The organism is Streptomyces netropsis (assembly GCF_014203545.1).
In the GTDB taxonomy this organism is placed as follows: domain Bacteria; phylum Actinomycetota; class Actinomycetes; order Streptomycetales; family Streptomycetaceae; genus Streptomyces; species Streptomyces netropsis.
Genome location: NZ_JACHJG010000019.1, coordinates 29,849 through 54,154 on the forward strand (window position 1 = coordinate 29,849; position 24,306 = coordinate 54,154).

Sequence of the window (24,306 nt, forward strand, 5' to 3'; positions counted from 1 at the left end):
GGAACAGCAGAATCGATACGAGCGCTGTGCGCCGTGAGCGGCAAAGCAGCTCCCGCCCGTCGCCGGCCGCGCCATGGCAGGCCGCCCCGTACCCCCTGACCAACTTCGGCCTCGGGGAACATCGGTACAGCGGTTGGCGCTGAGATTGATCATGGTCGGCTAGCACACCGGCTGGGGACTGCGCTGGGGTTCGCGGAAAGATCGCCGGGCGGGTGCCGGGGCTGGCTACGGTCCGCTCGTGCCGGTGGAGTTGACGAGCCTTCGGAAGCGAGGGTCTGACTGGAGTCCCGTCAAGCAGGGGTCGCCTAGAGCCTCTTTCTTGTCGTCTTCAGTGACGATGGCGTATCGGAGATCCTCGATGGCGTACTCCATCTGCTGTTGTCGCGCCTCTGCGCTGAGGCCTGACCGCCGCGCGATGAGCATGTGGGTGCATGCGTGGTCATAGGCCAGCCTTGGCGAGGCGGGTGGACCCTCGTGAGAGTGAATTGCCGTGACTTGCCCCTCCTTGAGTGGATCCAGCAGTGCTTTGAGGCTGTCCAGGAGGTTGCGGGCGAGAGGATGCATCGCCGCTTGCTGGTGCTGCAACTCCTTCCCTTTCCACGCGACCTTACTGGGATCGCACAGGCGGTCGAGCTCGGCAGCGTAGTCGCGGACCTTGTCCTTCTCGGTGCGGTCCGCGTCCGGGTCCGTGTCTCCGGCGTCGACGGGGCCGTAGCCGTTGAGCCACTGGGTGACAATGCTGTAGAGGATACGGATCTTGAGCGGCATCCATCCCTCGTCGCCGTCGCGGGCCTTTTTTTTCGAGACCTCGGAACGGTCGTACTGCGCGTAGATGGCGCGGGCGAAGCCGCCGAAGTCCGTTTCCTCGTGGAGCTGTAGCCCGTAGGCGGCCCACAGATACTCGAACAGCGCCAGTTCGTTCTGCGGGTCCTCGTCGACCGCTTTGGCGAGAAGTCCCACCTTGGTAGCATTTCGGGTTCCGTCTTCGGCGAGCAGCGACTTGCTGCTGGCGATCACCTGTAGCGCGACGCTTTTCCACTGACTGGCGCCGTACAGGCCGTCCTGGAGCTCTTCGTGCACCGCACTCAGTTGCACCAGGATGAATGCGGCGGCGCCGGTGAGCATCTGCGCCTTGGCGCGCTCCTGGTCCGGATCCTCCGGGAGGCGCAGGTCCGGCCGGCTGAACACGGCGCTGGCTGCATGCTGTCCGTTGCGCGAGAGGCTGATGGCGACGCGGTTGCCGTCCACGAGGGTGACCCTGGCGCGCCAGGTCAGATCGGGCCTGAGTGCGAAGAACAAGCGGATCAGGGGTCCCACGAACTTTCCCGCAGGCAGGACGCTGAGCTCCTCGACAGGGATCTGACTCAGCGGTGAGTTCCCCGGCGTGGACGTGCTCTTGCGCAAGGACCTGCGGGTCTCGGTGCCGAGGCCCTTCATCCTGGCGAGCAGGTAGTCGGAGGAAGCGGCGTTCACGCTTCCGTCGGACTGCTGCACCTCGACCTGCAGGCGCAGGTTCTGCCCGAGCGCCGCAGCCGTCAGCAGCACGCCGATCACGGTGAGGGCGATGTGCACGAACATCAGCCGCACGTCGTAGCTGAGCGCGGAGCTGAGCAGCACCGAAAGAATCCCCGCCAGCATGACGACGTCCAGGGCCAGGAGCAGAGCACGCCACCGCCGCCACTCATCGCCGCGAGCAGCCCAGAGGACCAGGGCTGCTGCCCCGACACCGACCAGTGCAATCACCAGGGCACCGACCCAGCATTCCGTCCACGTAGGTGTGAACGGGCTGAACATGGCGAACAACGGCGCCATGACCGCTGCTGCGAACAACAGGAACGCACCGACGCTGCCCATGGTGCGCCGGATCCACGCCGGCCACGCGACTGCGTCCACCTTCACCAGCCACCGCGAGCACAGGCCGGCGAGAGCGTAGAGGACCAGCATTCCGATCGCGGCGACCACGACGAGGCGCCCAAGGGGGAGCGCCCAGTCCCGGTAGAAGCGATCACTGTTCGAAACCGCCGTGGGCAATGGGCGACTCTTCAGGTCGGAGACGCGCGCAATGCCGGCGGCAGCCGCGGCGCTCCCGGCATCAAGCCGAAGCGCGGCGCCGAACTTGTCCTTGGCCCCCGCCAGGTCCCCGGAGCGGACCATGAGCTGCCCGGCCGTAACAAGCTCCGTTGCGTCCTGGCGTGCCTCGGCCACCAGCCGGAGGCCGTCAACTGCGCACTGCTGGTCGCTGTCGACGGGATTCACCGACTCGTACAGACTCTTTGCCCGGTCCAGAGAACCCGCCAGCCGGTGACCGTCGGCCGCCTTGCACACTTGTGCGGGGGTGTCGGCGGGCACCGCCGCGACTGTGGCGGCCAGGACAAGCACAACCAGGGACAGGGCTCGCACAAGACGTCTCCACATGACCTGTAATCAAATCCAGCGACGATGCCCTCGCATCCAGGCGCACCGTCGGCGACACCAAGACCGCCCTCGCGAGCAGGCACGGAGAGCACCTGGCCGAACGAACCTCGCGCCGATCCTGGTGCAACTGAGTGCGGTGCACGAAGAACTCCAGGACGGCCTGTACGGCGCCACCTCGCCGCCGCCGGCGAACTCCAACGCGACCTCCAGCGCAAGCTGACCTACGACGGATTGCGCGCCACCGAGGCCAAGGGCTGCCAGGGCGGGCGCCGCCCCGCCCTGGCAGCAGACAAGACCGGCGCCGTCCGCACCGCGTACCTGGAGAACCGCTCCATCGCCGCGCTCGCCCGCGGCCACGGCGTCAGCCGCGGCGCGATCCGCACGGCCGTCGCCGACCTCCTACCCGACCACACCGCCGTCGAGAAGGACGCGCCCGCCCCGGAGCTGCCGGTCACCCTCGACATTCCCGGCAAGGCCGTCTACTTCCTCCGCACCGCCGAGCTGGAGCCCGCCGAGCGGGCTGCGCTTGACCAGGGAGTGACCGTACGTCGCGGCCAGGGTTACACCCTGCGCGTGACCGCAATCACCGCGGTGCACCGCCAGCTCCTCGACCGCTGCCAACCGCTCGACGGTGGCCAGGGCCTCCCCGCAGTCCCGGCCCAGCGCAAGGCCCGCCGCGAGTACGAGAACCGGGTCAGCGCACTCACGCCCTACCCATGATCGTTGCCAGCGCCAACCGCTGTACCGATGTTCCCCGAGGCCGAACTTGGGGGGGTGCGACGCCAGCGTCTCCACAACCGGCGACGCGGTGCGGTGAGGGAGTCTCGGACTGCCTGCCCGAAGGCCTCCAAGACCGCCCGGAGCCGTTCGGGGTTCTCCACTTCGCGGACGGCTTCCATGAGACGGCCGGTTGCAGCCGCCACCCGCGCGTCGGGATGGCTGAGCACCGGAGCGGCCGCCGCCTGGAGCTCGGCGACGGCCAGGGCCAAGGCGTCCGCCTGAGCCTGCAAGAGGGCAGAGCATCGATCACCCGGGACAGCATGCGGCGCCGTAACCAGCCGAGGAGCCGTTTCGGCGAATCCGCCGCACTGACCAGCCCCGGACACGGTCCCACGGCCACGGCACGGCGTATCTGGGACCGACGGCGAGGGGAGCTTGGGGGTGGCTGCTGCCGCCGTCGTCCGTCAAGGCGTGGGCAAGCCGGGGTTTCCGGGGACTCGGACGGGGCTCGGCGGCGGTGCGCGCGGGGGCCGGCCCGGCTTTGATCAAAGCGGCAGCGTTATGCCCAGCTCGCGCATCGCGGTCGAGGGCGGGCCGCCTTCGGAACGCTCGGTCTTGCTGCCCTTGATCCCGGCCGCCACGGTACGCGGGTCGACGGCTTCGGCCGGGGCGCCGGTGGCGTAGAGACCGTCGGGGTCGGTGTCACGGTCGTGGGGCAGGAGCCAGAACACGCGGCGGCGGAAGGTGCCGGAAGAGCGCGAGGCTTTCGCTCCGGGGCCGAGGATGGCGTAGCCGACCATGCGGCCGTCGCGGTGGTAGGCGGGTTTGCCGCGGCGGGTGGGCAGCCGGTCCAGGCTCTGGCGCACGTAGTCCAGGGCCATGACGTCCTCCAGCCACACAAGGTCGCTCTCATGGCTGATCTCGTCTTCGGTGATCAGGGAGCTCATGCCCTCTCCTCGTCGGCGAGCAGTCCGATGCCCGGGTAGTACTTGCGCGAGTTGGACAGGATCATCTCCTTCGGCGAGGCCAGCCCGGCCAGCTCGCGGGCCCGCTGGGCGAACGCGCGGGAGGAGATGGCCGTGGCCCCTTCATTCTGGCACCAGGCCTTGTAGGCCGCGTAGAGGCTGGCCTGCTCGGCCCGCTGGTCGGTCTCGAGGGTGCAGCATTCGTCGAAGAAGCGGCCGGTGTGGTCTTCGGTTTCGGCGTAGGCGGTGGTGGCAATGCGGACGCGCTGCGGGCCGGTGAGGTCCTTGTCCCCGGCGAGGTAGCGGCGGGCGCCCTCGATGAGCCAGTTGAGGATCCCGGGCCCTTCCTCGGTCACCAGCATGTCGGCCAGGTTGTCGATCTTCCGGTCATCGGATACGACGCGTTCGAAGGGGATCAGGCGCATGCGGCGCCAGAACGCGAAGCCGCCGGTACCGACCTCCGGCCGGTGATTGCCGAGCAGCCACAGTTTATGGGTGGGCTCGAAGCTGAAGAAGTCCTGCCGCATGCGGCGGGCCTTGATCCGGTCTCCGCCGGTGAGCAGCTTGACGCGGGCCTCGTCGAACTTGTCGCCGGGCTTGACCTCGGAGCAGACGATGACCCGCCGGCCGTGGAGTTCAGCCAGGTCGGTGGGGTGGCCTTCGTAAGGGCGGGCCATCAAGAACCCGGGCGGGGCGGCGTCGGCGTAGTCCCCGAGGAGCTTCATCAGGACATCCAGCAGGACCGACTTGCCGTTCTTGCCCGCGCCGAAGAGGAAGGGCATGACCTGCCCGCCCACATCGCCGGTGACGGAGTAGCCGAGCAGCACCTGCAGAAAGCGGATCATCTCCTGGCCTTCGGCGTCTGCGCCGAAGGTGTCGGTGAGGAAGCGGTGCCAGCGGGGCGTGGTGATCTGCTGGGGGCCGACGCTGGTGGAGCGGGAGTGGAAGTCCTTGTTCGGGTCGGGGGTTTTCAGCAGGCCGGTGCGCAGGTCGACGATTCCCTCGGGCGTGCACAGGGCGTAGGGGTCGGCGTCCAGGAGGGCAGCGTTGAGCACCATGCCGGGGGCGGATTTCGCCTGGGTGAGCATGGCGTTGATGCCCGAGGTCGACAGGGCACGGCGACGGTGCTTCTGCAGGGACTGATTGCTGTAGAGGCCGCGGGGGTCGGTGGTGGCGATGGTCTCTGCGAGGTCGCCGGCGGCCCACAGGACGGTGTCGTCCTCGTCGACCTGCCATCGGGTGCTGTCCCACCGGTACCAGCCCAGCCCGGGGACGTGCCGGTAGTCGTTGGCGTACAGCTTGACGAAGAGCTTCGCGTTGCCGCGGTCGGTGAGGGTATCGGGCAGCAGCCCGGCCGCCGTCGCCTGACCGGCCGCGGCATGGTGGCCGACGGCGGTCTGCGCGGGCAGGGGTGCGGGCTGCTGGGCAAGGATCTGTGCGGCGACGGCCTGGGGGTCGAAGTCGAACAGCACGTTGTCGCCGGGGGTGGTCACGAGCGGCTCCCAGGGGACAGGGGGCGCTGCGTTCCGGCGGTCAGGCCGCTCTGGATGATCGGGGCAGCACGCCGTTCCTGCCCCGGACGGGCGACTGCTGCCGCTTCGCCCAGGATTCTCTCTGCCTCACTGCGAGCGAGCAGTCCGGCGGCGACCAGCCCGCCGATGGTGTAAGCAGCACGGTTGAGGGTGCTGGAGAAGCCAGCCCCTTCGCGGACCTGGCCGCAGGCGGTCACGTCCGCGAGGACTGAGTGGAGGGTGCGCTGCACCCTGTCGCTGCTGCCACCGGCGGCGATGACGGCCTGCTTCGCCCGCGGTGGCACCGGCCGGGGAGCCGGAACGGCTGGTGCATGCAGATGTCCGGTGCGTTGCAGCTCGAGGGCGAGCCAGGCCGGCAGGGGGGCGGGTTCGTGGGCTCCTGCGAGCGGGGTGTAGGTCCCGGCGTTGGTGGTGGTGCCAGGAGCGACGATGTAGCCGCCGTGCGCGCGCACGTCGACCTGCCAGGCCAGAGCACGGCCGGTACTGGACCCGGCGGAGCACAGCCAGCGGCGGCCGTCATCGATCCGGTACCAGATGTGCAGGCCGCCGGACGGGGTGCGGACTCTCAGCGTGCTGGTGTCTTCGGCGGGGGTGGGCTGGCTGCGCAGGGCAGCGAGGACGGCCAGGGTATGGAAACCGTTGGCCAGCCCCGTCAGGTCAATGTGCTCACCGATCGCGATGCCGGGCAGGACCCTGTCGCGGGTCGGGGCTTCGGTGAGATGTGCGTCGACGTCAATGACGACCAGGCGGGCGGGACCGCACGCGACGCCGACACCGAAACCTGGGTTGGCGCCCCACCATGTGTCAATGCGCTCCGGGTCGCAGGTCGCTGCGTGGAAGCCGTGGCACCAGCGGCCAGCGGCCAGGCAGCGGCAGTCAGCCGCGGTGTGACCGGGCTGGCGGCAGGCTCCGCAGTTGGCGGCGGGCGTCTTACGACCCGGCGCGAGCGGATGAACAGGCCAGGCGTTGCTCGCGCACCACCGGGCAGTGCCCAGCGAACCGAGCGCAGCGCCTGAAGCACATGGGGACCGCTGCCCTGAGTCGCTGCGAGAAAATCGCAGCTCAGCAGGCATGTGGTTCCCCTATCAGCGACCGAAGCGACTCAATGACGAACACAGACTAGCGAAGGCTCTGCCGGGCGGCATGGACCTGGGGGAAGAAACGGAACATCCGTGTCGATCAATGCGACCAGCCCAAGTTCGGAGCCTCAGCGACTGACGAGCAAGCGCAGCGACTCGGCAGGGTTCGGTCGCTCTCTTGCTCCAGAGAGAAAACTGCACGTCAGATGGGCTTTAGGGGGCTAAAGAGCGACTGTAGCGACTGAAGTCTCCTATATACAACGCACACGCGCACACGGGAATGTCTTCATAAGTCGGACCTACAGTCGCTTCAGTCGCTGTCAGCAAGCGTGTACCCCATCTGACCTGCGGTTTCTTGAGCAGTAGAGGCAGCGACTGTTGATCCGTGGGTCACTCCTCTTCAGTCGCTGCCGTTTTGCTGCGGCGCCTGACCGGCGACCGAAGCGACCGAAGCGACTCACTACAGCTGTTTTGGCGCCGCTCCTCGAAGCAGCAGCCGTGTGGCGCTTGGGGCCAGCCTTTGAATGTCATCGCTCTCCGGCAGGACCACAGCAGACAAAGCAGCGCCCCGGACCATCGGTTCCAGGGCGCTGCTTTGTGATCAGGCTTCGACGTACGCCACGATCGTGATCTGTCGGAGGGCGGTCACGTAGTAGATGACGCGGACCCCGTCGATGTTGTCTGCGTAGTCGCGCAGCAGAGTGTCGGGCACCGGGGCGCCCAGCTCCGGGTTGACGCTGATCGCGACGACCGCGCGGTCCAGGCGGTGCGTCTCGCTCGCGGTGAGCTTCGCCAAACTGGCTCAGCGCGGGCTCCACCAGGACGACCTGGGAGCGGCGCGGGGCGTGCTCAGGCGACACGGGGCTGCTGACCGGCGAGGCGTTCCAGGTGGGCGTCGCGGGCGTCCTCCCACAGCACACCGGACTCCGCGGCCGGGTAGCCGTTCTCCGCGATGTCTTCCAGCACCGAGGCGAGGACGTCGACCTTCGCGCGCTGGTCGGCCGCGTACGCGCGGGCGGACGCGGCGGCGTGCTCATCGAGGGGCTGACGGTCGGGCACGAGGGCCGGCTGCTCGCTCATCCGGGGCTCCTGGAGTGTCATCTGGCGTGTGTCACCACGGTAGCGCCGGGGCGGGTCGCCGAACCCGGTACGGACGATCCGGGCCTGATTGAGGGTGTTCGCCCATGCTCGGGCACACGCTCCACGGAACGGAGGAGCGGTTGGCGGTGTCCTGCAGGGCGTGGGCCAAGAGCGCGGCAGTGGTGGTGTCAGTGGTCACCGGTCGATCCGCCCGCAGCCGCCGGTCGGCGGGTACTGGTCTGCGGCATCCCCGGATTTCTCCTTGCGAGGAGGGGCATGCTGCCGCCATGACGAAGCGACAGCAGCCTGACCGGGTGTGCGTTCTGCCCGGTGATACGTCCTGGATTGAGGGCGCCGCCCACCTAGAACAGACGTTCGGCCTTCTCGGTAGGGCCGTCGAGGTCGCTGAGGATAGAGACGACGCGGATCGGTACCTCCTGCCCGCTCTCACCTACCGCATTGCCGAGAACGCGATCGGCGGCATCAAAGACAGCGTCCTGGCCCCCGAGGCTGAGGGGTCCGCCTTCCACATGGTCGTCGTTCCAGCTTTCGAGCTGGACGCCCTGTGGAAGGTTCTGGAGGTCCTGCGGGGCGCGCGGGACGGCGAAGCGGGCACCGTTGAGCTCCGGGAACTGCTGGAGTTGATCGGTTTCAACGGGTACTCCTCAGCCTCCCGGACCCTTGCGGACTACGTCGCCGACCTGGAGAGAGTGCTGACGGTGCTCACTCTCGATATCCCGGCTGGCCGGGACCTCAACGCCGCCTTCTGCCTGGACAGCACACCGGGCTTCGACTTCAACGCCACGTACGAGCAGCTGGCCACGGTTTGGAGAACCGCTGGCATCAACCCCTGAACGTGCGTGTATGTGTCACGCGCTTCGTGTCGGACTGGTCGTCGAGGAAGTTCGGCGGGGCCGCGGAGGCTGATCGTCGGCCACGGTTAACAGCGCGTGCTCACAGCGTCGCCTCAGATTTCCTCAAGTCCGTTTCGAGCGATCGTTCTCGGCGGAAAGATGTCGCCATGGGTGGACTGAACTGGGGCTGGCTGCAGGGCTTGGGCTGGGGCACGGTTCCCGCCTGGGCAAGCGCGTTCCTGACAAGCGGATCGCTGCTGCTGGGGTTCTACATCCTGCTTCGCGACCGCCGGAAGGAGGAGCGGCAAGAAGCCGCACAGGTCATCTGCTGGCTTGAGCGCACAGCAGTCCTGCCGGACGACCGCTGCAGCTACACGCCGCGGGTGGCGAACCTTGCTGAGCGGCCCGTGTCAGGAGTTCACCTCGTGATGGAACATCATGATCCAGACGCCTTGGAGGGTCGCCGAGTAGTGATGACCACCCCCATCGCCCCGCTCATTCGGCCTGGAGAAGAGGAATCCCTCAGTAGTGGTAACGAAGTGACGGTCGCTCCCCTCGCAGTGATTCGTCTCGTAGTGACCTTCTTGGACGCTGATGGAACCGAATGGATCCGCGATCTCATGCCTGACTTGGTTGGCCCCACCGCCCTGCATCCAGCAACACTTTCAGGTAAGTACCGGTGGCCTTTCAAGCACAGTCACGTTATCCGGAACATGCAACTGACTCTGCGAGGGTCTGAGGCACAACACTTGACGATCTCTAGCCGAAGGCTCAAAAAGCGGCTGCGACGCGCTCGATAGCCTCCCATCGGCTGTCTGGCCCGAGGCCACGTCGCGAATCTCCTGCAGAACAATCGGTGACCTCCTCGACGTCTTCGGGCACCGGCTCGTTCGTCCCAGGGGCGCCGCGGTCACTCCGGGCTCGTCACTCGGCGGGTGCTGTATGAGCCTGCTCGACGCCACTCAACTCACCAGATCCACTGCTCACTCGCCGACTGAAGCGCTCAGCCACACGCTGGTGCGGGGCCTCGTGGCTGCCGGGCCTGCTACAGCTCGATGTCGATCCGCTCCACATCGGTGAACTCCACACCCAGCCCGTGCGCGCGGCTGTTGCTGGCACGGAAGTACATCTGGGCAAGACCATCGGCCGCGATCTGCTGGAGCTGCTGCTCGGTGGCACCCTGCTCCCGCGCGGTGAACAGCGCGTCCGCGAATGCGGGTGGCAGGGCCTGGGTGATGTCGCGGATCCGGGCGTCGTCGGTCGTGCCCGCGGCGGCGGTGAAACCAAACCTGGCGCGGGTGGAGACGACCAGGCCGTCCGTGGACGCCGCCTTCTTCCTCGCCTTTGCGCGGACTTGCGGCTGCCACCGTTTCTTGACCTCGCGCTCCAGGCGCCCGCGCAGGTCCTGGCGGGGCCGCTTGAGCTTGCCCGCGACGTACCGCTCCACGGTGCGCTGGGAGATCCCGAGCGTCTGAGCGGCGGCCTTGGTGCTCTTGAGCTGCTTGACCAGGTACTTCATCTGCGCCTGGGCGCTCTGCGGGGGGCGGCGGGTGAACGCTCCCTCCAGCGCGCGGTCCAGGCTGTCCCCGAGTGAGTCGACCATGGGTTACTCCCCTTCTCCGGCCGTCGGGTCGGTCTTGATGAGGTTGGCGATGTTGAACACGCCGCCGCGTTCCTCGAACTGGGATTCCGCCCACAGGACGGTCTGGGTGCCCTGGTGCTTGACCATCCCGGGCGAGACCCCGAGGCGGAACGTGCCCGGCACGGGCTTGCCCTCGTCGGTGAGCGGCAGGATGTCCAGCGGGGACGGGCCGGGCGAGGGGTAGACGATCGCGTCGGTGCCGATGGAGACCGGGTACAGGTCGGCGGCGGCCGCCGTCTTCATCAGCTTGCGGTGCAGGCCGGTCCGCTGGGCCGCCAGCACGGCGGCCCGGATGTCGGGGCGCCACGTCTCCCGGCTGAGCGCCGGGTACTCCTCGTAGTACGGCACCTGGCCCCGGCTGCGCTGGCGCAGCTTGCCGATGCCGCCCTTCGCGGTCGCCTTGATGGCGGTCTCCAGGAGCGCCATCGTGGGGTCGGTCTGCTTGCGTCGTGCCATCGCGTCCAGGAACTCCTGGCCCTGGAGGTCGGTGGTGACGCCCATGTCGGCCATCGTCTCCACGTACGCGTCGCGCAGCCGCTTGTACCAGGAGTCCAGGTAGCGGCCGGTCTGGGTGCGCACGTACGCCTGGATCGGCGCGACGTCGAAGCCGAGCTCCACCGCGTAGGTGACGGTGGGGGTGGCGTACCAGGCCGGGCCCTCGGGCCGGTCGCCCTTCGGCGTGAACGGGCTCGGGAGCCGGTCGCCGTCGACGGTGCGGCCGTTGACCCGCACCCGGGACAGGTCGATGTGGGAGAGGTCGACCAGCCACGAGCCGGGCAGTGACGCGTCGAACGTCGGGTTGTTCTTCAGGTGCGTCGGCCCGTTGAGCCCGACCGCGAGTCCGTTCGCAGCTGCGGCGAAGGACATGTTGATGTCGACCGCGACCAGGAACGGGTTCATGCATTCCTCGTCGGTCAGCGGCCGGCACCAGTCGTAGGGCTCCTCCATCAGCATCTCGGCAGGGGTTCGCAGGTGGTGGCGGGCGAACTTCCCCTTGAGGGCCGGGTGCTCGTCGGGGACCTCGCACTCCACCACGTCATACCGGGCGGTGAGCGCGTCGTCGTTGAAGGCCCGCTTGAACTCGCCGGTGGCCGGGTCCTTCTCCGCGCGGGTCGGCGGGCGCAGTGCGACCATGAGTTCCAGGCCGGTTGTCGCGGTGCTTCCGCGCGGTGTCATCACCCGGGCCGCGTAGAGACCGAGGTAGCGGGCGAGGTCGGCCGGGTGCATCGTCAGCAGCAACTGCGGGTCGTCCTTCTTGCCCCACTCCCGGGTGTCCAGCGCGTTCCAGGGCAGGATGCACAGCTGGACGCAGCGGCGCCGGGCCCCCTCGGGCTCGCGGAAGACGCGGGCCCACGGCCCGAACCCGCGCTGGGTGAGCTGGAGGCCGGCCTTGCCGATCTGTTTGACCACCTTGTGGCCGGCCGCGAGCCGTCCGTGGCGCTGCTCCTCCTCCGACAGCGCGGCGGGCAGGCCGTAGCGCTCCAGCGCGGACGCGGTGAGGACGAGGATCGGGTCGGCGTCGCGGCCGTTGCGGTGCAGCCGGGCCTGCCCGAGCCGGGCCTCGGTCAGCGTCCAGTCCACCAGCGCCGGGACCGACTTGGCGGGCACGTCCAGGACCAGGCCGCCGACGCAGTACGCCGACACCTGCCCGTCGGCGTCGGCGTCGATCACCGCGAGCGGGCCGTTCTCGAAGCGCGGGTCGACGGCGGCGGTCGTCGCCGTGGTCTTCTTCGTCACCGCCTTGTGCGCACCCGGGCGCTGCGACGACGGGGCGGGCCTGGATGTACTGCGCGCCGCCGGGCGGGTTGGCGGCACAGCGGCGGGTTCGGGGACCGGCTCGGGCTCCGGTGCCGGGCCGGTGAACGCCTCCGGGACCGCCGCCGCTAGGTCAGCGGTGGGAGCGGCGGCGGCTGGGGCAGGGTAGCGGGCGGCGAGGCCTTCCAGGAGCCGGGCGTACGCGGCACGCTTGGGCGGCCGCGGCTCCGTCTTGCCGCTCTCCCAGTTCCCCACCGCCTCCCGGCGCGCATCCAGCGCCTTCGCGATCTGGGCCTGACTCAGGCCGGCCGCCTCACGCAGGCGTTTCCGCTCGACGGGGTCCGGCAGGGGGGCCTGGCTGACCTGCTCGAGCAGTGCGTCGACAGCGCTGAACAGCGCCTCTTCCTCATTGGGCACAAGGGCCACCTCCATCCACCATCCTACCTGAATCGCTCACGGAACTCTCATGGATCACACTTGAATCGCTCACGGATCGCGCTTCGCTGTTATTCTCCATCCGGTTGAAGATCGAAATCGATTTCAAGCGGTCCGCCATGCCGCGCAAGGAGATCCAGGTGAGTGAGAAGGACGTCGTGCCGGTCGTGCTGTCCGACGAAGAGAGCCGCGACGTCCTGGACCGGCTCATCTGGCCGACGTGGGCGAAGGGAGCGGCACGTCAGGAACAGCCGGTCGTCATCTTCGTCGCGGGCCAGCCCGGCAGCGGGAAGAGCACGTGGGCCGATCTGCTGCACGCGGTCCTGGCCCGGCGCGGCGGGGCGGTGCGGGTCGGCAGCGATTTATACAAGGCGGTGCACCGCCACTATGCCCAGCTCCTGGCCGAGGACGTCCGCACCGCCGGAGCCAAGGTCCGGCCCGATACCCGCCGGTGGCAGGCCGCCGTCGAGGCTTACCTGCGCGAGCACAGGTTCGACGCGGTGATTGAGACGGCACTCGCCGATCCCGGCGCATTCCGGAAGGCCGCCGTCGCCTACCGCCAGGCTCACTACCGCATTGAGGTGGTGGTCCTCGCCGTCGCCGAAGCCCTCAGCCAGGTCGGCGTGCTGGACCGCTACCTCGGGCAGGCCGTCACCGGTAGCGGGCGGTATGTGTCCTGGGAGAACCACGACGCGTGCGCGCAGCAGATGCTGGTGACGCTAGCGGTCATCGAGGCCGAGCACATAGCCGACCGCATCACGGTGGTGCGGCGCGACGGCACCGTGCTCTACGACAACGAGCTCATCGGCGGTGCGTGGCGCCGTCGGCCCGCCGCCGACAAGGCCGTCGCCCGCGGACGCTCGCGCCCGTGGACGGCCCGGGAAACGGCCGCCTTCCACCACGAGATCGCCCGCGCCGAGGCGCGCCTGCACCGCGATGTGCCGGGTGAGGACGAGCGCCTGGCCGTCATGCGCGACGCGAGGCGGGCTGCCGCGCTCGCCGAGCCGGTGCGCCGCATCGCCCAGCCCCGACGGCGCGCGCCGGGCGTCGACTACCACCGGCTCTCCGCCGCCGAGCATCAGTGGGTCTTCGACGAGCTGATCGCCCCGTCCTACCTGAACGGCATCATCACCCGCGACGATCCGCGCGCCGTCTACGTCTTGGGGCAGCCCGGGGCGGGCAAGCTGCTAGCCGCCCGGATGGTCCGCCGCGCGATGCGGCCCGGCACGACCCGGCTGGTCGGTGACGACCTCAAAGCCCAGCACCCCGACTACTTCCAGCTGCTGCGCGACGACCCCCGAGGCGCCGGGGCGGCGATCCGGGCCGACTACCGGTCCTGGTTCACCTGGGCCGAGAAGTACGTGCGCGACCGCAGCGGCGACGTTCTGATCGAGGCCGCCCCCGGCAGCGTGCAGGAGTTCCTCGCCAGCACGGGGCCGTTCGCGGCCGGCGGCTACGGAGTCGAGCTTGTCGTCCTGGCCGTGCGGGAGGCCGACAGCCGGCTCGCGACCGCGCTGCGCTACGCCCGCGCCCTGCAGCGTGGCGGCACCGCCCGTTTCACCAGCCACGCCGGACACGACACCTGCTTCCGCGCGCTCGCCGACATTGTCGCCGCCGCCGAGCAGCACCCGCAGATTGCGGCCATCACGGTGATCCGCCGGGACGGCCAGGCCCTGCTGCGCCACGAGCACGGCAGCGCCGGACGGGCGTCGTGGGCCCTGGCAGCGGAACGGCTCCGCCCCTACACCGAGCAGGAGGCCGCGGCCTTCCTCCGTCTCCACCAGGGCCTGCGCCGGGCGCTGCCGCGGCACCGGGAGGAGCTGGACGAGATCGCTGCACTCGCCCGGCCGCTGATGCCCGCGCGGGTGCAGCCAGCTCCCCTCGGCCGGCCGCACCCGACCCTGTGGCCCCTGCCCGTACCGGGCAGGACCGCGGGCTACACCTTCTTGAGCTCCCTCAGCCGCGCGGCGTAGACGGCGGCGACCCGGCCGGCCTCCTCCGGATCCGCCGTCGCCAGCTGGGCTCCGTCGGCGAGGGCGGCCTCCCGGCCGGCCTTCAGCTCCTCGATCCGCTCCTCGTCCGGTACCGGTGCGCGGCGCTGCTCGAGGAGCTGGATGTTGTACCAGTTCACCACTTCCTGGATGGCTTCCTCGGCCGCCTGCTCCTCGCCGCCCTCCAGGCCGGAGAAATCAGAGCTGGGAGTGTCGGACACGGCACACCCCTTCCTGTTGATCTTGGTCGGAAACGGTCATTGTCCCTCTGGCCGGTTCTGGCAAGACCCCGCCGCGCGCCGGGGCCGGTCGTGCGGAACCCCTGCCCCCGCCCCGGCACCGGGGAGATGCTTCCTCAAGGGGCCCTGTGGGCACATAGGTTGGACTCAAGTGATCAACGATCAGGGGTCAGGGGTGGGGACGTGGGGCGGGATCTCAGAGCGCTGTTCGGCACGAACGATCTGGGGCTGTCGACGGCGGAGGCGTTCACCAACCGCGAGAGGCAGTGGGAGCTCGTCGCGGCCGCGCTCGGCGAACACCTGCAGCGCACGGCCGATGCGTCCTTCGACGTGGAGGACCTGGAGGCGCCGCGGGGCAACGTGCTGATGGTCCACGGGGTCGGAGGAGTCGGGAAGACCACGCTCTCCCGCAAACTCGAGCTGTCCCTCGCCTCCGCCGAGCACCGGCCCGCCCAGTGGGGCGAGCCCACCTGGGCAGGCGAGAAGGTCCTGCCCATCCGCATCGACCTTTCGCGCGCCGCCGGCACCGACTTCGAACGCGTCGTGCTCGCGATCCGGCTCGCCCTCGCTGAAGCCGTCGGACGCCCCCTGCCCGCCTTCGACCTGGCCCTGCGCCGGTACTGGGAGCACAACCATCCCGGGGAGTCGCTGGAGGAGTACGTACGGCGCAGCGGGTTGCGGGGGAAGTTCGCCGAGATGCTGCCGCAGCAGATGCAGGCCGCGGTCGGCGAGGTCGTCGGCGCCCTGGAGCTGCCCGGCGTCGTCGGCGCGGCGGTCGGCCAGGTCACCGGGGCTGTGGTGCGGGCCTTGCGCGAGCGGCGGCAGACCGTCCGGGCGCTCGCCGGCTGCACGCGCCTGGCCGACCTCCTGGAGTCCGAGCCCGATCTCGACGCGCTCAGCTACTACCCGCACCTGCTCGCCTGGGAGCTCGCCCGGCTGCCCGCGAAGAAGCGCGTCGTGCCCGTGATCCTCTTCGACACCTTCGAGGACATCGGCGACCGCACCCACCGCGACTTCGAGCGCCTCCTGCAACGCGTGGTGTGGCTGATACCGAACGCCCTGTTCATCATCAGCGGGCGCGCCCGCCTGCAGTGGGCCGACGAGAGCCTGCAAGGGCAGCTCGACTTCACCGGCCCCCACGCATGGCCCGGCCTGCCCGCCCGCGACATCCCGCCCGCGCACACCCCGGCCATCGGCGGCCGGCAGATCCTGGTCGGCGACTTCGCGCCCGAGGACTGCGACGACTACCTCGCCCGCCGGCTCTCCCGCGACGGCCAGCCCCTGATCAGCGCGGACATCCGGGCCGTGATCACCGCCCGCTCTCACGGCCTGCCGCTACACCTGGACCTGGCCATCTCACGCTTCCTGGAGCTCCGGCGCGCCGGCCGCACCCCCACCGCCGACGACTTCGACCACTCCTTCGGCGCCCTGATCGCCCGCACTCTCTCCGACCTGACCGCCGACGAGCGCCACGTCCTGCGCTCCGTCGCTCTGCTCGACGCCTTCGACCTGACCCTGGCCACCCGCACCGCGGGCCTGCCCCACCAGGCGGCCGCCCAGCGGCTGACCGAGCGGCCCCTCGTCGACGAGAACCCGTACAGCCTGTGGCCCTTCTCCCTCCACGGAGCCATCGGCACGGCCGTCCGCACCGCCACCGACCACACCGACGACCGCTGGACGGCCGACGACTGGCGCCAGGCCGCCGAGCGCGCCCTCGCCGCGCTCGGCGACCAGTGGAGCAGCACGCTCGCTCCCGGCCGCATCCTGCTGATCGGCTGCCTGCGCCAGGGCCTGCGCCTGGCCCGTGACCACCGCCTCGGCCTCGGCTGGCTCGCCGAGGCCGCCTGGGCCTACGTCGGCGACTCCATCTGGGAACCCCTCGCCCCGCCCACTCCCGACGAGCCGAACGCCAGCAGCATGCACACGGCCGCCGACGCCCTGATCGAGCTGCTGTCCGCCCTCGCCCGCCGCCAGCACGAACACCGGACACGCACCGCGGACCGCCTCACCACGGTCATCGACACCGGGCTGCTACCCGACGACCTGACCGAGATGGCGACGTACTACCTGGCCAAGGCCCAGCGCGACCTCGGGCGCAGCGACGCCTCCCGCACGGGGATGCAGCGCGTCGCCGCCGGCGGCGGCCGTCTCGCCCCCGCCGCCCGCCGCGGCCTGACCCACCTCGCCCGCCTCCGCGGGGACTTTCCCACCGCCTTGGACACGGCCCGCACGCTCGGCTGGGAAGGCCGGCACCACCGCGTCCTCGGCGACATCTGGTGGACCCAAGGGCTCATGGACCAAGCCACCGACGCCTACGAGGCCGCCCGCGCCGAGGCCGAGCAGCACGGCATCGCCGGTGAGCGCGCCACCACCCAGGCCCAGCTCGCCTTCGTCACCGCCTTCACCGACCCCGCCCGGGCCGACGACGAGCTCGACCTCGCCCACCACCTGCTCTCCGGCCTCGACCTGCGCGCCACCACCCTCACCACCCAGATCGCCGCCCTGATCCGCGACGCCGGCACCATCACCGACCTCGACGCCCGCGCCCACCTGCTGCGCACCGAGATCAGCGTCGGCGGTCTGGCCTCCGCCGAGGCCACCCTCGAGCTCGGCCTCGCCTTCCACCACGCCGTCCGCGGCGCCGACGCCGCCCTGGATGCCGCGCTCTCCCGGCTCGAAGAACTGACGCGCAACGGCGACTACGCCTACTACACCGACATCGTCTGCTTCATGGCCGGTCGCCCGACCCCCGCCCGGCCGGGGCCGCCCGTGCGGTGGCTCGACGGTGAAGAGGCTACCCGCGACCGCTGGCGCACCCTGGTCACCGCCCGGCGCGGGGGGACCAGGTGATAGCCCTCGCCATCGTGATGACAGTCGTCCTGGTGGCGATTGTGATCGCGGCGTCCTTACTCGTGCGCTCGGCCCGCGCCGACGCCACCGCAGCGCAGCAGCGTGCCGACCAGGCCCTCGAGGAGCTCCGCACAGCCTTGGAGAACCACCAGAGGGCCCTGGCGGAGCGGGGCAAGGCCGCTGCCCGTAGCTCGCGCAGTACCTTCGACGGCCACGTCGCCGAGAACGCCTTCCCGTACGCGGCCGAGCACGGCTACCACCCCAAGGACATCGTCCACGTCGGCGGGAACATCGACTTCCTCGTCTTCGACGGCCTCTTCGAGATCCGGCAAGGAACCCGGAAACCCGAGGACCTCACGATCGTCCTGGCCGACGTGAAGTACGGCTCCAGCGCACTCACCCGCGAGCAGCGCGCGGTCCTCGCGGCCATGAACGACGGCCGCACCCGCGGGGAGTACTGGAAGGCCCGGGAGACGAACGGGCAGCTCTCCTACCAGCCCCGAACTGAGGTGGCGCCGGCGCGGTCGGGTAAGCCCATCGTGGGCATCCGGCGGATCCAGGCCGACAGCTTCGAGGGAACCCCGGACATCACGAAGCCCCCACCGGACGTCGACGCGCCTAACTGACGATCCTCGCCCTACGGCGATCGCTGGGCGGTCAACGGTTCCAGTCCTTCCTCTGCAGCCCTTCCTTGAGGATGGAGTTAGTCATCTGCCGGACCACGGTGAACGGCCGCATCGCGCGACTGCCGTGGAGCTCGGCTTCGTCGACGGCGAGCCGGAACAGGTCCTGGAGATGGGTACGGCGTCGTCGCGGGTCGGCGCAGACGCTGCCCAGCAGCGCCTGGAACGTTCCGGTGTCACCGGCCGACCAGGCAGCCATCATCCGGCGGGTGAAAACCCGCTCCTCGGGAGAGCGCTCCTCGATGTTGACCTGGTTGCCGTCATCATCCTTGCTCGTGGTCCAGTCCGGGCCCTGCGCCAGGGACAACCTGCACACGAAGTCGCTCGCGACGCGTACGAGCACCGCGGCCGCCGCATCGTCGAGCCCGGCCAGAGTCTCCGCCCTGCGGTAGGCGGCTTCGATATCGCCCAGCGCTCCCTCGGCTGCTGCCGCCTGCAGCAGCACGTACCCCTGCTCGGTCTGCTCGTTGACCTGTTCCAGCACGCCCCGGCCCCCACTTCGCTCGCCGCATATTCGGACGCCCTGATCATCCCCGGGGCATGCCCACGACAGGTAGGAATGAGACATCCCGGCGCGCAGCACGAGAAAGGGCTCGGAACCCCCGCCACGGGAGTCCGAGCCCTTCTCCAGGATGATCAGCTGGCGTCTGGAGACTTGCCGACCAGGGCGGACAGCAGCTGGACGATTTGTGCCTGGTTACGGTCGACCTTCTCGCTCAGACCGCGCATCTCGTCGGCGAGCTCGTCCACCTTGGAGCCGAGGTTGCTGACCTTCTGGTCAAGGTTGTCGACCTGGAGCCGCAGCGCGGTGAGATCACTCTTGACGATCCCGAACTCGCGGTCCGTCCGCTCCTGCGCTTGCTTGAAACGGCGCGTGAGAGTGCGGATCTCGCTCTGCGCGGGTTCATCGGGCACGCGGAGCTCCTGCCGGATCATGAGGAACGGCGGTCATCAGGGCGTCCACGCTATCGCGCCCCAGGGGCTGGTGTGTGGGCTCGCCAACCGGAGCGGATGCACCAGTCGGACTTGGTGCTCACCCTCCGTCGCCTGGAACTCAAAGGCGGTCCGACGGGAGCTCCTCCCGTCGGACCGCCTTCTGCTCTTCATCGCGGGATCATGGCCCTGCCGCCGTCGTCGTGCCTGCTCAGAAATCGGGCCAGTCGTCCGAGATCACGATGCGGGCGACGTAGATACGCGGGCCGTCGTCGCCCGGCTCGCCCTCACGCACGTGATACTCGGCCAGGCCGACGTCCCGGGCGAGCGGGGCCGAGAACCAGCCCGGCCGCCCCGGGACCGGCTGCGCCAGCGGCGGCACCGGATGCTCGCGCAGTTCCACCATCAAGTTCATGACGGCGGAGAAGACCGAGGCCGAGACCTCGGGGGAAAGCAGCGGGAGAGCGGCGGGCGAAAGCTGGATCCGGTCGTCTTCGCCTTCGCCGTCGTCCTGCTTGTTGTACTCATCGCTCACCGGCTGTCCGCCTCGCGCGCGGCCAGGGCCTCGCGGATCACTGCGGCCGCCGGGCGCCCGGGTGCAGTCCCGTTCTCAACAGCGGTGCGGACCGATTCCGGCAGCGGGTCGGCGTACATGGTCGCCCGCAGCCACCAGCGGCGCAGTACGCCCAGCAGCTCGTGCTCGTCCGCCTGCCCGATCTCCCGGTAGAACTCCATCCGGTCCGCCGGCGGCAGCGCCTCCGCCACCCCGTTCTGGGTGCGCGGGATCGACGGCGCCCCGCTGTCGCCGTAGTGCACCGGTTGTGCGCTCATCGCTGTACCCCTTCCGTCTGTCCCGAGTCTGCCGCCTCCGGGGTGCTCCAGTCGACCTGCCTCGGTGGGCGAGCCCGCTCGAAGCGTGCCTGTCGGCGGTCCGGGCGGGCACCTTCACCACACCCGCGAAATTCAGTCACTCCCCTGTTGTGTGGCTGATTCCAGTGCCATGCTGAACCAGCGGTGATCTCCCGCCTCCCCAGGCGGAGAACCCCTGCTCGGCCTCGCCCATGGGCTGCCTCACGGGCGGGGACCGCGCCGCCCTCCCGGCCCTCCCCACGGGAGGGCCGACGCGTGCCCGGAAGCCGGGCATGGGGAACGGTTGAAGCCGTTCGGGCCAGGGATCCGCCCGTATGACGCGGCAGGTTCGTCGTGATCGCCGGCCTGACCTTGGGCACATCGCCCGGCTTCTGAGCGTCCAGCTGCTGAGGCTTTCTGAGACGGCCAGCTCGAGACCGCCAGCCACGTCACAGACGGCCCTCACCAGAGCCCTACCGGCGGAACGCTCCGGCCGATGGAAATTCCCGTGGTCTGGGGTTCACGGCGCGGGTCCGTCCAGGCTCTCACTCATGACGGGCCAACCAGCCGGTCTTGCGATCCATACAAGAGGGGGGAGATGCGCATGGACACGGTCACCGCCGCCACCATGGTCTCGATCATGGTCGGCCAGGTTTGTGCCCTGCTCGGCCTGTGGCTACGCCTGCGCTGGCAGGTGCAGCATGAGCGGGCTCGGCAGCAGTACCTCGCTGGCGCTGCCGAAGCAGTCGCCGACGGGGGCCGGCTCGAGCTCGACGAGCAGGGCGACGGATGTCGGCTTCGCTGCCGTACCGGCAGCGTCAAATCCTGGCCTGGACACTCAGTGGCTACACCCCCTCCGAGATCGCCCAGCAGCTCGAACTGACCCCCGAGGCAGTGCGCGCCAGCCTCAAGAAAGCCCGCCGCACCCTTGCTGAGTACATCAGGCAAGGGGAGGAGGAATAGTGACCGACCACCACGAGACCCACGAACGCGACCGGGCTGCAGACCGCTGGCTCGACCAGCACCAGTGCTCCCTCCTGGAAGACCTCAACCCCGTCCTCGACGTCGAAGCCGGTCTGCGCGAGATCCTGCTCCAGTCCCGCCACGACACCCTGGTGGACGATCTCGACTCGGTTCTCGACGTCGGTGCTGGCCTAGCCGCGATCCTCCCCTCGGCCACACCCGCTCCAGATCTCCAGTCGCCGACAAGTTCCGCAGATGAGGACCTCGTATCTGCGGAGTTCCCCCTGTCGGTCAGCCCACAGATCCGCCTGACGCTGCGCACCAACCCTGACATCACAACGGCACTTCGCGCCATCGACCACGCCCGCAACTTCGAACGCGTCGTCGGCCACGCCGGCCAGCTCGCCCGCCACCTCATTTGCATTCTCGAGAGCGCCACTGATCCTCAAGGAGCCATCGCCCTCAACAGCGCCACTGCTCTCAATAGCTCCTTCGACAGCGCTGGCCGCATCTTCAATGATCTCGCCCGCACCCTCGACGGCGCCACCGACCTCACCCGCCGCCTCGGCATCGCCTTCGACCGCGCCAGCTTCGACCGCGCCAGCGCCTTCAACCACGCCTGCACCGTCGTCCGCAACCTCGACGGAATTCTCGGCCCCGCCAGCCTCTATGCCCGCGATCCTGACCGCGCTCTCACCCTCGCCCTCGCCAGCACCATCCACCTCGTCCGCTACCTCGACGACGCCCGTGGTCTCCCCCTCGTATACACACTCATCAGCAAGGTGAGGCGGATCATCAGCGAAGCGCTCGGCCGAGAGCTGCCCGTCCTCGACGTGGAATCAGTGGCCACATTCCTCAACGACTTCACGACATCAGACCTGCGCACCACTGACCTGAAAGGCGTCGACCTCACTGGCGTGCGCTGGTCCGAAAGCGGAACCCATTGGCCGGACGCGATGGACGTCGAAGGCCTCAAGAAGAAGTCGCAGGAGACGCCTGCGGGGAGCGGGGTCTGGGTAGTCCGGTCGGGCACAGGCACGGCGCCGACGCGGGACTTCGCCGAACTGACATGAGCCAGAACCGTATCTCCGGCTCCCAGCCTCATGCTGAAACAACGTAGGCAACTCGTGTGCCGAGCAGAGCCAGCTGGCTGCAGGCCGGACCAGACGACGGGTCAGGCTCGAGGGCTCACGGTGACCGGTGCGTTGGGACACTCATCCGCGTAGCCGGTGGGGGCCTCCTTCTCGGTCAGGTCCACGGTAGGGGACCAGCGGATCTTCACTGACGTCCACTCGGTGATGTAACGGCACCTTGCTTCAGCGACCACGCGTAGCCACTCGGCGGGGACGGCGGTCGCCACAGGGCAGACCGATCTGGACGAGGCCCTCGCCCAGCTGCTGCGGGGCGAGTAGCCGTGAGGGGCCTGCCGGGCCATGTCCACGGCAAGGCGGTCTGAGGGGTTCCAGCTGTCGGAGGACCCTGACATCTGGGTCGCCTACGAGCGGGCGATCTTCACCACCGAACTGCACCGGATCATCAACGTCATCACCGGGATCAACGCTCCGCACGCCAAGCGCCAGCCCTGTGGTCGTGACCGGACTCAGCATGGGGACGGAGCCGCCCGTTACTTGGTCTGCTGCGGTCCTCTGGGCCGTCGGCGTCATGCAGGGAACGCACCTGGCCAGAACCGCCCGTGCAGGCCGCACATCCGCCAGCCGGTGAACCACTGCCACTGAACCGGTCGCTCCACGCCTGCCCGAGGCGGACCGAGTTCTGCAGTACAACCGTTCTCCGCAGGTCAGGCTGACTGTTCGCCTGCGCTCCGCGCACACTGTGGCAGGCATGGACGGCTCCCCCCGCCTGCGCGGAGAGCGCCGGCGCCTGTCGTGCCCGGTCAGACCCGGCCCGCGCGACGAGCAGCGTGCGCGTCGCGTGCCGGCCGTGCACAGGCTGCCCCTCGTGGAGGTGGTTTCGCTACCCCCAGGAGTGACACCGCGCCAAGAACCGTGCTCGCGCCCGGCCGCTGGCCCTATCCCGGAAGCACATCGTCGTGGACCGAGGGATGGGGAATTGCCGCATGTTGATCAACGCCCTGCGCGTACTGGCTGCCTGTGCTGTCGTCGTGCTGCCGCTCACCGCTGCCACCCCGGCGCAGGCGGAGACCGTCGGACTGCACGAGGCGGTCGCCTCACTGCCGGTCGCGGCCGAGTCCCGTGAGGGTTACCAGCGCACCGCCTTCCGGCACTGGGTGGACGCCGACCGGGACGGGTGCCACACCCGCGCCGAAGTCCTCATCGCCGAGGCCGTGGATGCGCCCGAGGTGGGGCCAGGGTGCAAGATCACGGGCGGACGCTGGCATTCCTGGTACGACGACACTGACGTGAGCGGGGCCGCCACGATCGATATCGACCACATGGTCCCCCTCGCCGAAGCCTGGGACTCCGGCGCGTCCGCCTGGAGCGCCGAGCGCCGCCAGGCCTACGCCAACGACCTCGACGCCGACCGGTCCCTGGCCGCGGTTACTGCCCGCTCCAACCGCTCCAAGGCCGATCAGGACCCGGCGACCTGGATGCCCCCGCACCAGCCCTCCCACTGCCGATACCTCGAGGACTGGACCGCTACCAAACTCCGCTGGCACCTGACGGTCGACACGGACGAGCACATCACCCTGCAAGAACTCGTCGCGTCCTGCCCCAACACCCCGCTCACCTACACCCCCGCCCCCTGAGCTTGGCTTTTCAGGCGTGAAGGGCCAGAGTCGCTGGATCAAGGCCCCCTCCAGTAGGGCGCACGCGGGAGACGGTCTCGCCGAATGCACCCGGGAGTTCACGTCCTTTGGCGTAGCGAAGAAGGGCGAACCGACCAAGGTCAACGGCACCCCCGCGATTCCGCTGGTGGTCACCGACGAGGCGGACAAGGGGGGCTCGTACACCTTCTATGTCGCCACCGGCAGCAAGCCGTACATCCTCAAGGCCGTCTACAAAAGCCCTGAACTTCACAGCACCACCTCGTTCAGCGCCTTCGATAAGCCATTGGATGTGCGGCCTCCGGCCAAGGCCGACGTGTTGGACGCGGGCGACATCGGCCGCTGAGTCCGGCACCAGCGGCCCGGCGCGGGCACTAGTCACCAGTGCGCATCCCCCCTTGTCTCCCAGTCCCGTACCTACACCACTCGCCACCAGGCCCAGCCCGTGAGCGTTCCGTCCGTCGCCAGCTCACCTCCGCCCACGCGGAGAGCACGCGGTGACCATCCGGACGTGGAAGACATCTCCGGCCGCTCCTTCATGAACCGCGAGGAGCTGATCACTGCGCTCACCCGCA

23 protein-coding genes are annotated in these 24,306 nt (G+C 69.4%); 10 read left to right on the top strand and 13 right to left on the bottom strand.

Annotated elements, in window-relative coordinates:
* Positions 1-225: 225 nt before the first annotated feature.
* Positions 226-2,349: a hypothetical protein gene (locus tag FHS38_RS31885; protein WP_184739556.1), complete on the bottom strand. Its 2,124-nt coding sequence runs from the start codon at positions 2,347-2,349 to the stop codon at positions 226-228.
* 297 nt (positions 2,350-2,646) lie between these two features.
* On the opposite strand from FHS38_RS31885, the gene FHS38_RS31890 reads away from it, so the two are divergent.
* A complete protein-coding gene (locus FHS38_RS31890) occupies positions 2,647-3,135 on the top strand; it encodes a resolvase (RefSeq protein WP_229822851.1) in 489 nt (162 codons plus the stop codon).
* Positions 3,136-3,680: 545 nt separating this feature from the next.
* On the opposite strand, the gene FHS38_RS31895 is transcribed toward FHS38_RS31890, so the two are convergent.
* The 5 genes from FHS38_RS31895 to FHS38_RS31915 form a co-directional block, all read right to left on the bottom strand.
* Entirely contained in the window at positions 3,681-4,082 is a 402-nt protein-coding gene (locus FHS38_RS31895) for a DUF6009 family protein (RefSeq protein ID WP_184739558.1), read from the bottom strand.
* Entirely contained in the window at positions 4,079-5,593 is a 1,515-nt protein-coding gene (locus FHS38_RS31900; RefSeq protein ID WP_184739560.1) for a DNA primase family protein, read from the bottom strand. Before FHS38_RS31900 ends, FHS38_RS31895 begins: the two co-directional genes overlap by 4 nt.
* Positions 5,590-6,705 (bottom strand): bifunctional DNA primase/polymerase, encoded by a 1,116-nt coding sequence (locus tag FHS38_RS31905; RefSeq protein ID WP_184739562.1) that lies wholly within the window; start codon positions 6,703-6,705, stop codon positions 5,590-5,592. Before FHS38_RS31905 ends, FHS38_RS31900 begins: the two co-directional genes overlap by 4 nt.
* A 607-nt stretch (positions 6,706-7,312) precedes the next feature.
* On the bottom strand, positions 7,313-7,507 hold the full coding sequence (locus FHS38_RS31910) for a hypothetical protein (RefSeq protein WP_229822850.1): 195 nt from the start codon (positions 7,505-7,507) through the stop codon (positions 7,313-7,315).
* A gap of 53 nt (positions 7,508-7,560) precedes the next feature.
* Complete coding sequence (locus FHS38_RS31915; RefSeq protein ID WP_184739564.1) at positions 7,561-7,791, bottom strand: hypothetical protein; 231 nt, start codon at positions 7,789-7,791, stop codon at positions 7,561-7,563.
* Between the two features lie 287 nt (positions 7,792-8,078).
* On the opposite strand from FHS38_RS31915, the gene FHS38_RS31920 reads away from it, so the two are divergent.
* Complete coding sequence (locus FHS38_RS31920) at positions 8,079-8,645, top strand: hypothetical protein (RefSeq protein WP_184739566.1); 567 nt, start codon at positions 8,079-8,081, stop codon at positions 8,643-8,645.
* A gap of 167 nt (positions 8,646-8,812) precedes the next feature.
* On the top strand, positions 8,813-9,445 hold the full coding sequence (locus tag FHS38_RS31925) for a hypothetical protein (protein ID WP_184739567.1): 633 nt from the start codon (positions 8,813-8,815) through the stop codon (positions 9,443-9,445).
* A 245-nt stretch (positions 9,446-9,690) separates the two neighbouring features.
* Here the strand turns inward: FHS38_RS31925 and tpg are convergent, their stop codons facing one another.
* Positions 9,691-10,248 (bottom strand): telomere-protecting terminal protein Tpg, encoded by a 558-nt coding sequence (gene tpg / locus FHS38_RS31930; protein WP_184739570.1) that lies wholly within the window; start codon positions 10,246-10,248, stop codon positions 9,691-9,693.
* Between the two features lie 3 nt (positions 10,249-10,251).
* Positions 10,252-12,474, bottom strand: a complete 2,223-nt coding sequence (gene tap / locus FHS38_RS31935; protein ID WP_184739572.1) for a telomere-associated protein Tap — start codon at positions 12,472-12,474, stop codon at positions 10,252-10,254.
* Positions 12,475-12,563: 89 nt separating this feature from the next.
* Here tap and FHS38_RS31940 point away from each other — a divergent pair, with 89 nt between their 5' ends.
* Positions 12,564-14,450 (top strand): zeta toxin family protein, encoded by a 1,887-nt coding sequence (locus tag FHS38_RS31940; RefSeq protein WP_229822849.1) that lies wholly within the window; start codon positions 12,564-12,566, stop codon positions 14,448-14,450.
* Here the strand turns inward: FHS38_RS31940 and FHS38_RS31945 are convergent.
* On the bottom strand, positions 14,414-14,689 hold the full coding sequence (locus FHS38_RS31945) for a hypothetical protein (RefSeq protein WP_184739574.1): 276 nt from the start codon (positions 14,687-14,689) through the stop codon (positions 14,414-14,416). The two genes, FHS38_RS31940 and FHS38_RS31945, sit on opposite strands and share 37 nt — an antisense overlap.
* Before the next feature lie 201 nt (positions 14,690-14,890).
* Between FHS38_RS31945 and FHS38_RS31950 the strand changes: the two genes are divergently transcribed.
* Both FHS38_RS31950 and FHS38_RS31955 read left to right on the top strand, forming a co-directional pair.
* Complete coding sequence (locus FHS38_RS31950; RefSeq protein ID WP_184739576.1) at positions 14,891-17,557, top strand: P-loop NTPase family protein; 2,667 nt, start codon at positions 14,891-14,893, stop codon at positions 17,555-17,557.
* 32 nt (positions 17,558-17,589) lie between these two features.
* Positions 17,590-18,183 (top strand): Holliday junction resolvase-like protein, encoded by a 594-nt coding sequence (locus FHS38_RS31955; protein ID WP_184739578.1) that lies wholly within the window; start codon positions 17,590-17,592, stop codon positions 18,181-18,183.
* A 31-nt stretch (positions 18,184-18,214) separates the two neighbouring features.
* Here the strand turns inward: FHS38_RS31955 and FHS38_RS31960 are convergent, their stop codons facing one another.
* From FHS38_RS31960 to FHS38_RS31975, 4 genes are all read right to left on the bottom strand, one after another.
* The gene (locus FHS38_RS31960) at positions 18,215-18,724 is read right to left on the bottom strand and encodes a hypothetical protein (RefSeq protein WP_184739580.1); all 510 of its coding nucleotides are present in this window, start codon (positions 18,722-18,724) and stop codon (positions 18,215-18,217) included.
* 152 nt (positions 18,725-18,876) lie between these two features.
* Positions 18,877-19,155: a hypothetical protein gene (locus tag FHS38_RS31965; protein WP_184739582.1), complete on the bottom strand. Its 279-nt coding sequence runs from the start codon at positions 19,153-19,155 to the stop codon at positions 18,877-18,879.
* Positions 19,156-19,384: 229 nt separating this feature from the next.
* Positions 19,385-19,708, bottom strand: coding sequence for a hypothetical protein (locus FHS38_RS31970; protein WP_184739584.1), 324 nt, complete (start codon positions 19,706-19,708; stop codon positions 19,385-19,387).
* Entirely contained in the window at positions 19,705-20,004 is a 300-nt protein-coding gene (locus tag FHS38_RS31975) for a hypothetical protein (RefSeq protein WP_184739586.1), read from the bottom strand. Before FHS38_RS31975 ends, FHS38_RS31970 begins: the two co-directional genes overlap by 4 nt.
* 807 nt (positions 20,005-20,811) lie before the next feature.
* On the opposite strand from FHS38_RS31975, the gene FHS38_RS31980 reads away from it, so the two are divergent.
* The 4 genes from FHS38_RS31980 to FHS38_RS31995 all read left to right on the top strand — a co-directional run bounded on the left by FHS38_RS31980 (position 20,812) and on the right by FHS38_RS31995 (position 24,077).
* Positions 20,812-20,985 (top strand): sigma factor-like helix-turn-helix DNA-binding protein, encoded by a 174-nt coding sequence (locus FHS38_RS31980; RefSeq protein ID WP_184739587.1) that lies wholly within the window; start codon positions 20,812-20,814, stop codon positions 20,983-20,985.
* Positions 20,985-22,058 carry a hypothetical protein gene (locus tag FHS38_RS31985; RefSeq protein WP_184739589.1) on the top strand — a complete coding sequence of 358 codons (1,074 nt, stop codon included), beginning with the start codon at positions 20,985-20,987 and terminating at the stop codon, positions 22,056-22,058. The genes FHS38_RS31980 and FHS38_RS31985 overlap by 1 nt, the downstream gene beginning before the upstream one ends.
* Positions 22,059-23,062: 1,004 nt before the next feature.
* Positions 23,063-23,713 carry an HNH endonuclease family protein gene (locus tag FHS38_RS31990; protein ID WP_184739591.1) on the top strand — a complete coding sequence of 217 codons (651 nt, stop codon included), beginning with the start codon at positions 23,063-23,065 and terminating at the stop codon, positions 23,711-23,713.
* A 16-nt stretch (positions 23,714-23,729) separates the two neighbouring features.
* Complete coding sequence (locus FHS38_RS31995; RefSeq protein WP_184739593.1) at positions 23,730-24,077, top strand: hypothetical protein; 348 nt, start codon at positions 23,730-23,732, stop codon at positions 24,075-24,077.
* The last annotated feature ends 229 nt before the right edge of the window (positions 24,078-24,306 follow it).

Excerpts from the sequence above, each read along its gene's own strand:
- tap (WP_184739572.1), bottom strand. The coding sequence starts at position 12,474 with ATGGAGGTGGCCCTTGTGCCCAATGAGGAAGAGGCGCTGTTCAGCGCT.
- FHS38_RS31980 (WP_184739587.1), top strand. The coding sequence starts at position 20,812 with ATGTCGGCTTCGCTGCCGTACCGGCAGCGTCAAATCCTGGCCTGGACA.
- FHS38_RS31990 (WP_184739591.1), top strand. The coding sequence starts at position 23,063 with ATGTTGATCAACGCCCTGCGCGTACTGGCTGCCTGTGCTGTCGTCGTG.
- FHS38_RS31925 (WP_184739567.1), top strand. The coding sequence starts at position 8,813 with ATGGGTGGACTGAACTGGGGCTGGCTGCAGGGCTTGGGCTGGGGCACG.
- tpg (WP_184739570.1), bottom strand. The coding sequence starts at position 10,248 with ATGGTCGACTCACTCGGGGACAGCCTGGACCGCGCGCTGGAGGGAGCG.
- FHS38_RS31895 (WP_184739558.1), bottom strand. The coding sequence starts at position 4,082 with ATGAGCTCCCTGATCACCGAAGACGAGATCAGCCATGAGAGCGACCTT.
- FHS38_RS31915 (WP_184739564.1), bottom strand. The coding sequence starts at position 7,791 with ATGAGCGAGCAGCCGGCCCTCGTGCCCGACCGTCAGCCCCTCGATGAG.
- FHS38_RS31975 (WP_184739586.1), bottom strand. The coding sequence starts at position 20,004 with ATGAGCGCACAACCGGTGCACTACGGCGACAGCGGGGCGCCGTCGATC.
- FHS38_RS31905 (WP_184739562.1), bottom strand. The coding sequence starts at position 6,705 with ATGCCTGCTGAGCTGCGATTTTCTCGCAGCGACTCAGGGCAGCGGTCC.
- FHS38_RS31920 (WP_184739566.1), top strand. The coding sequence starts at position 8,079 with ATGACGAAGCGACAGCAGCCTGACCGGGTGTGCGTTCTGCCCGGTGAT.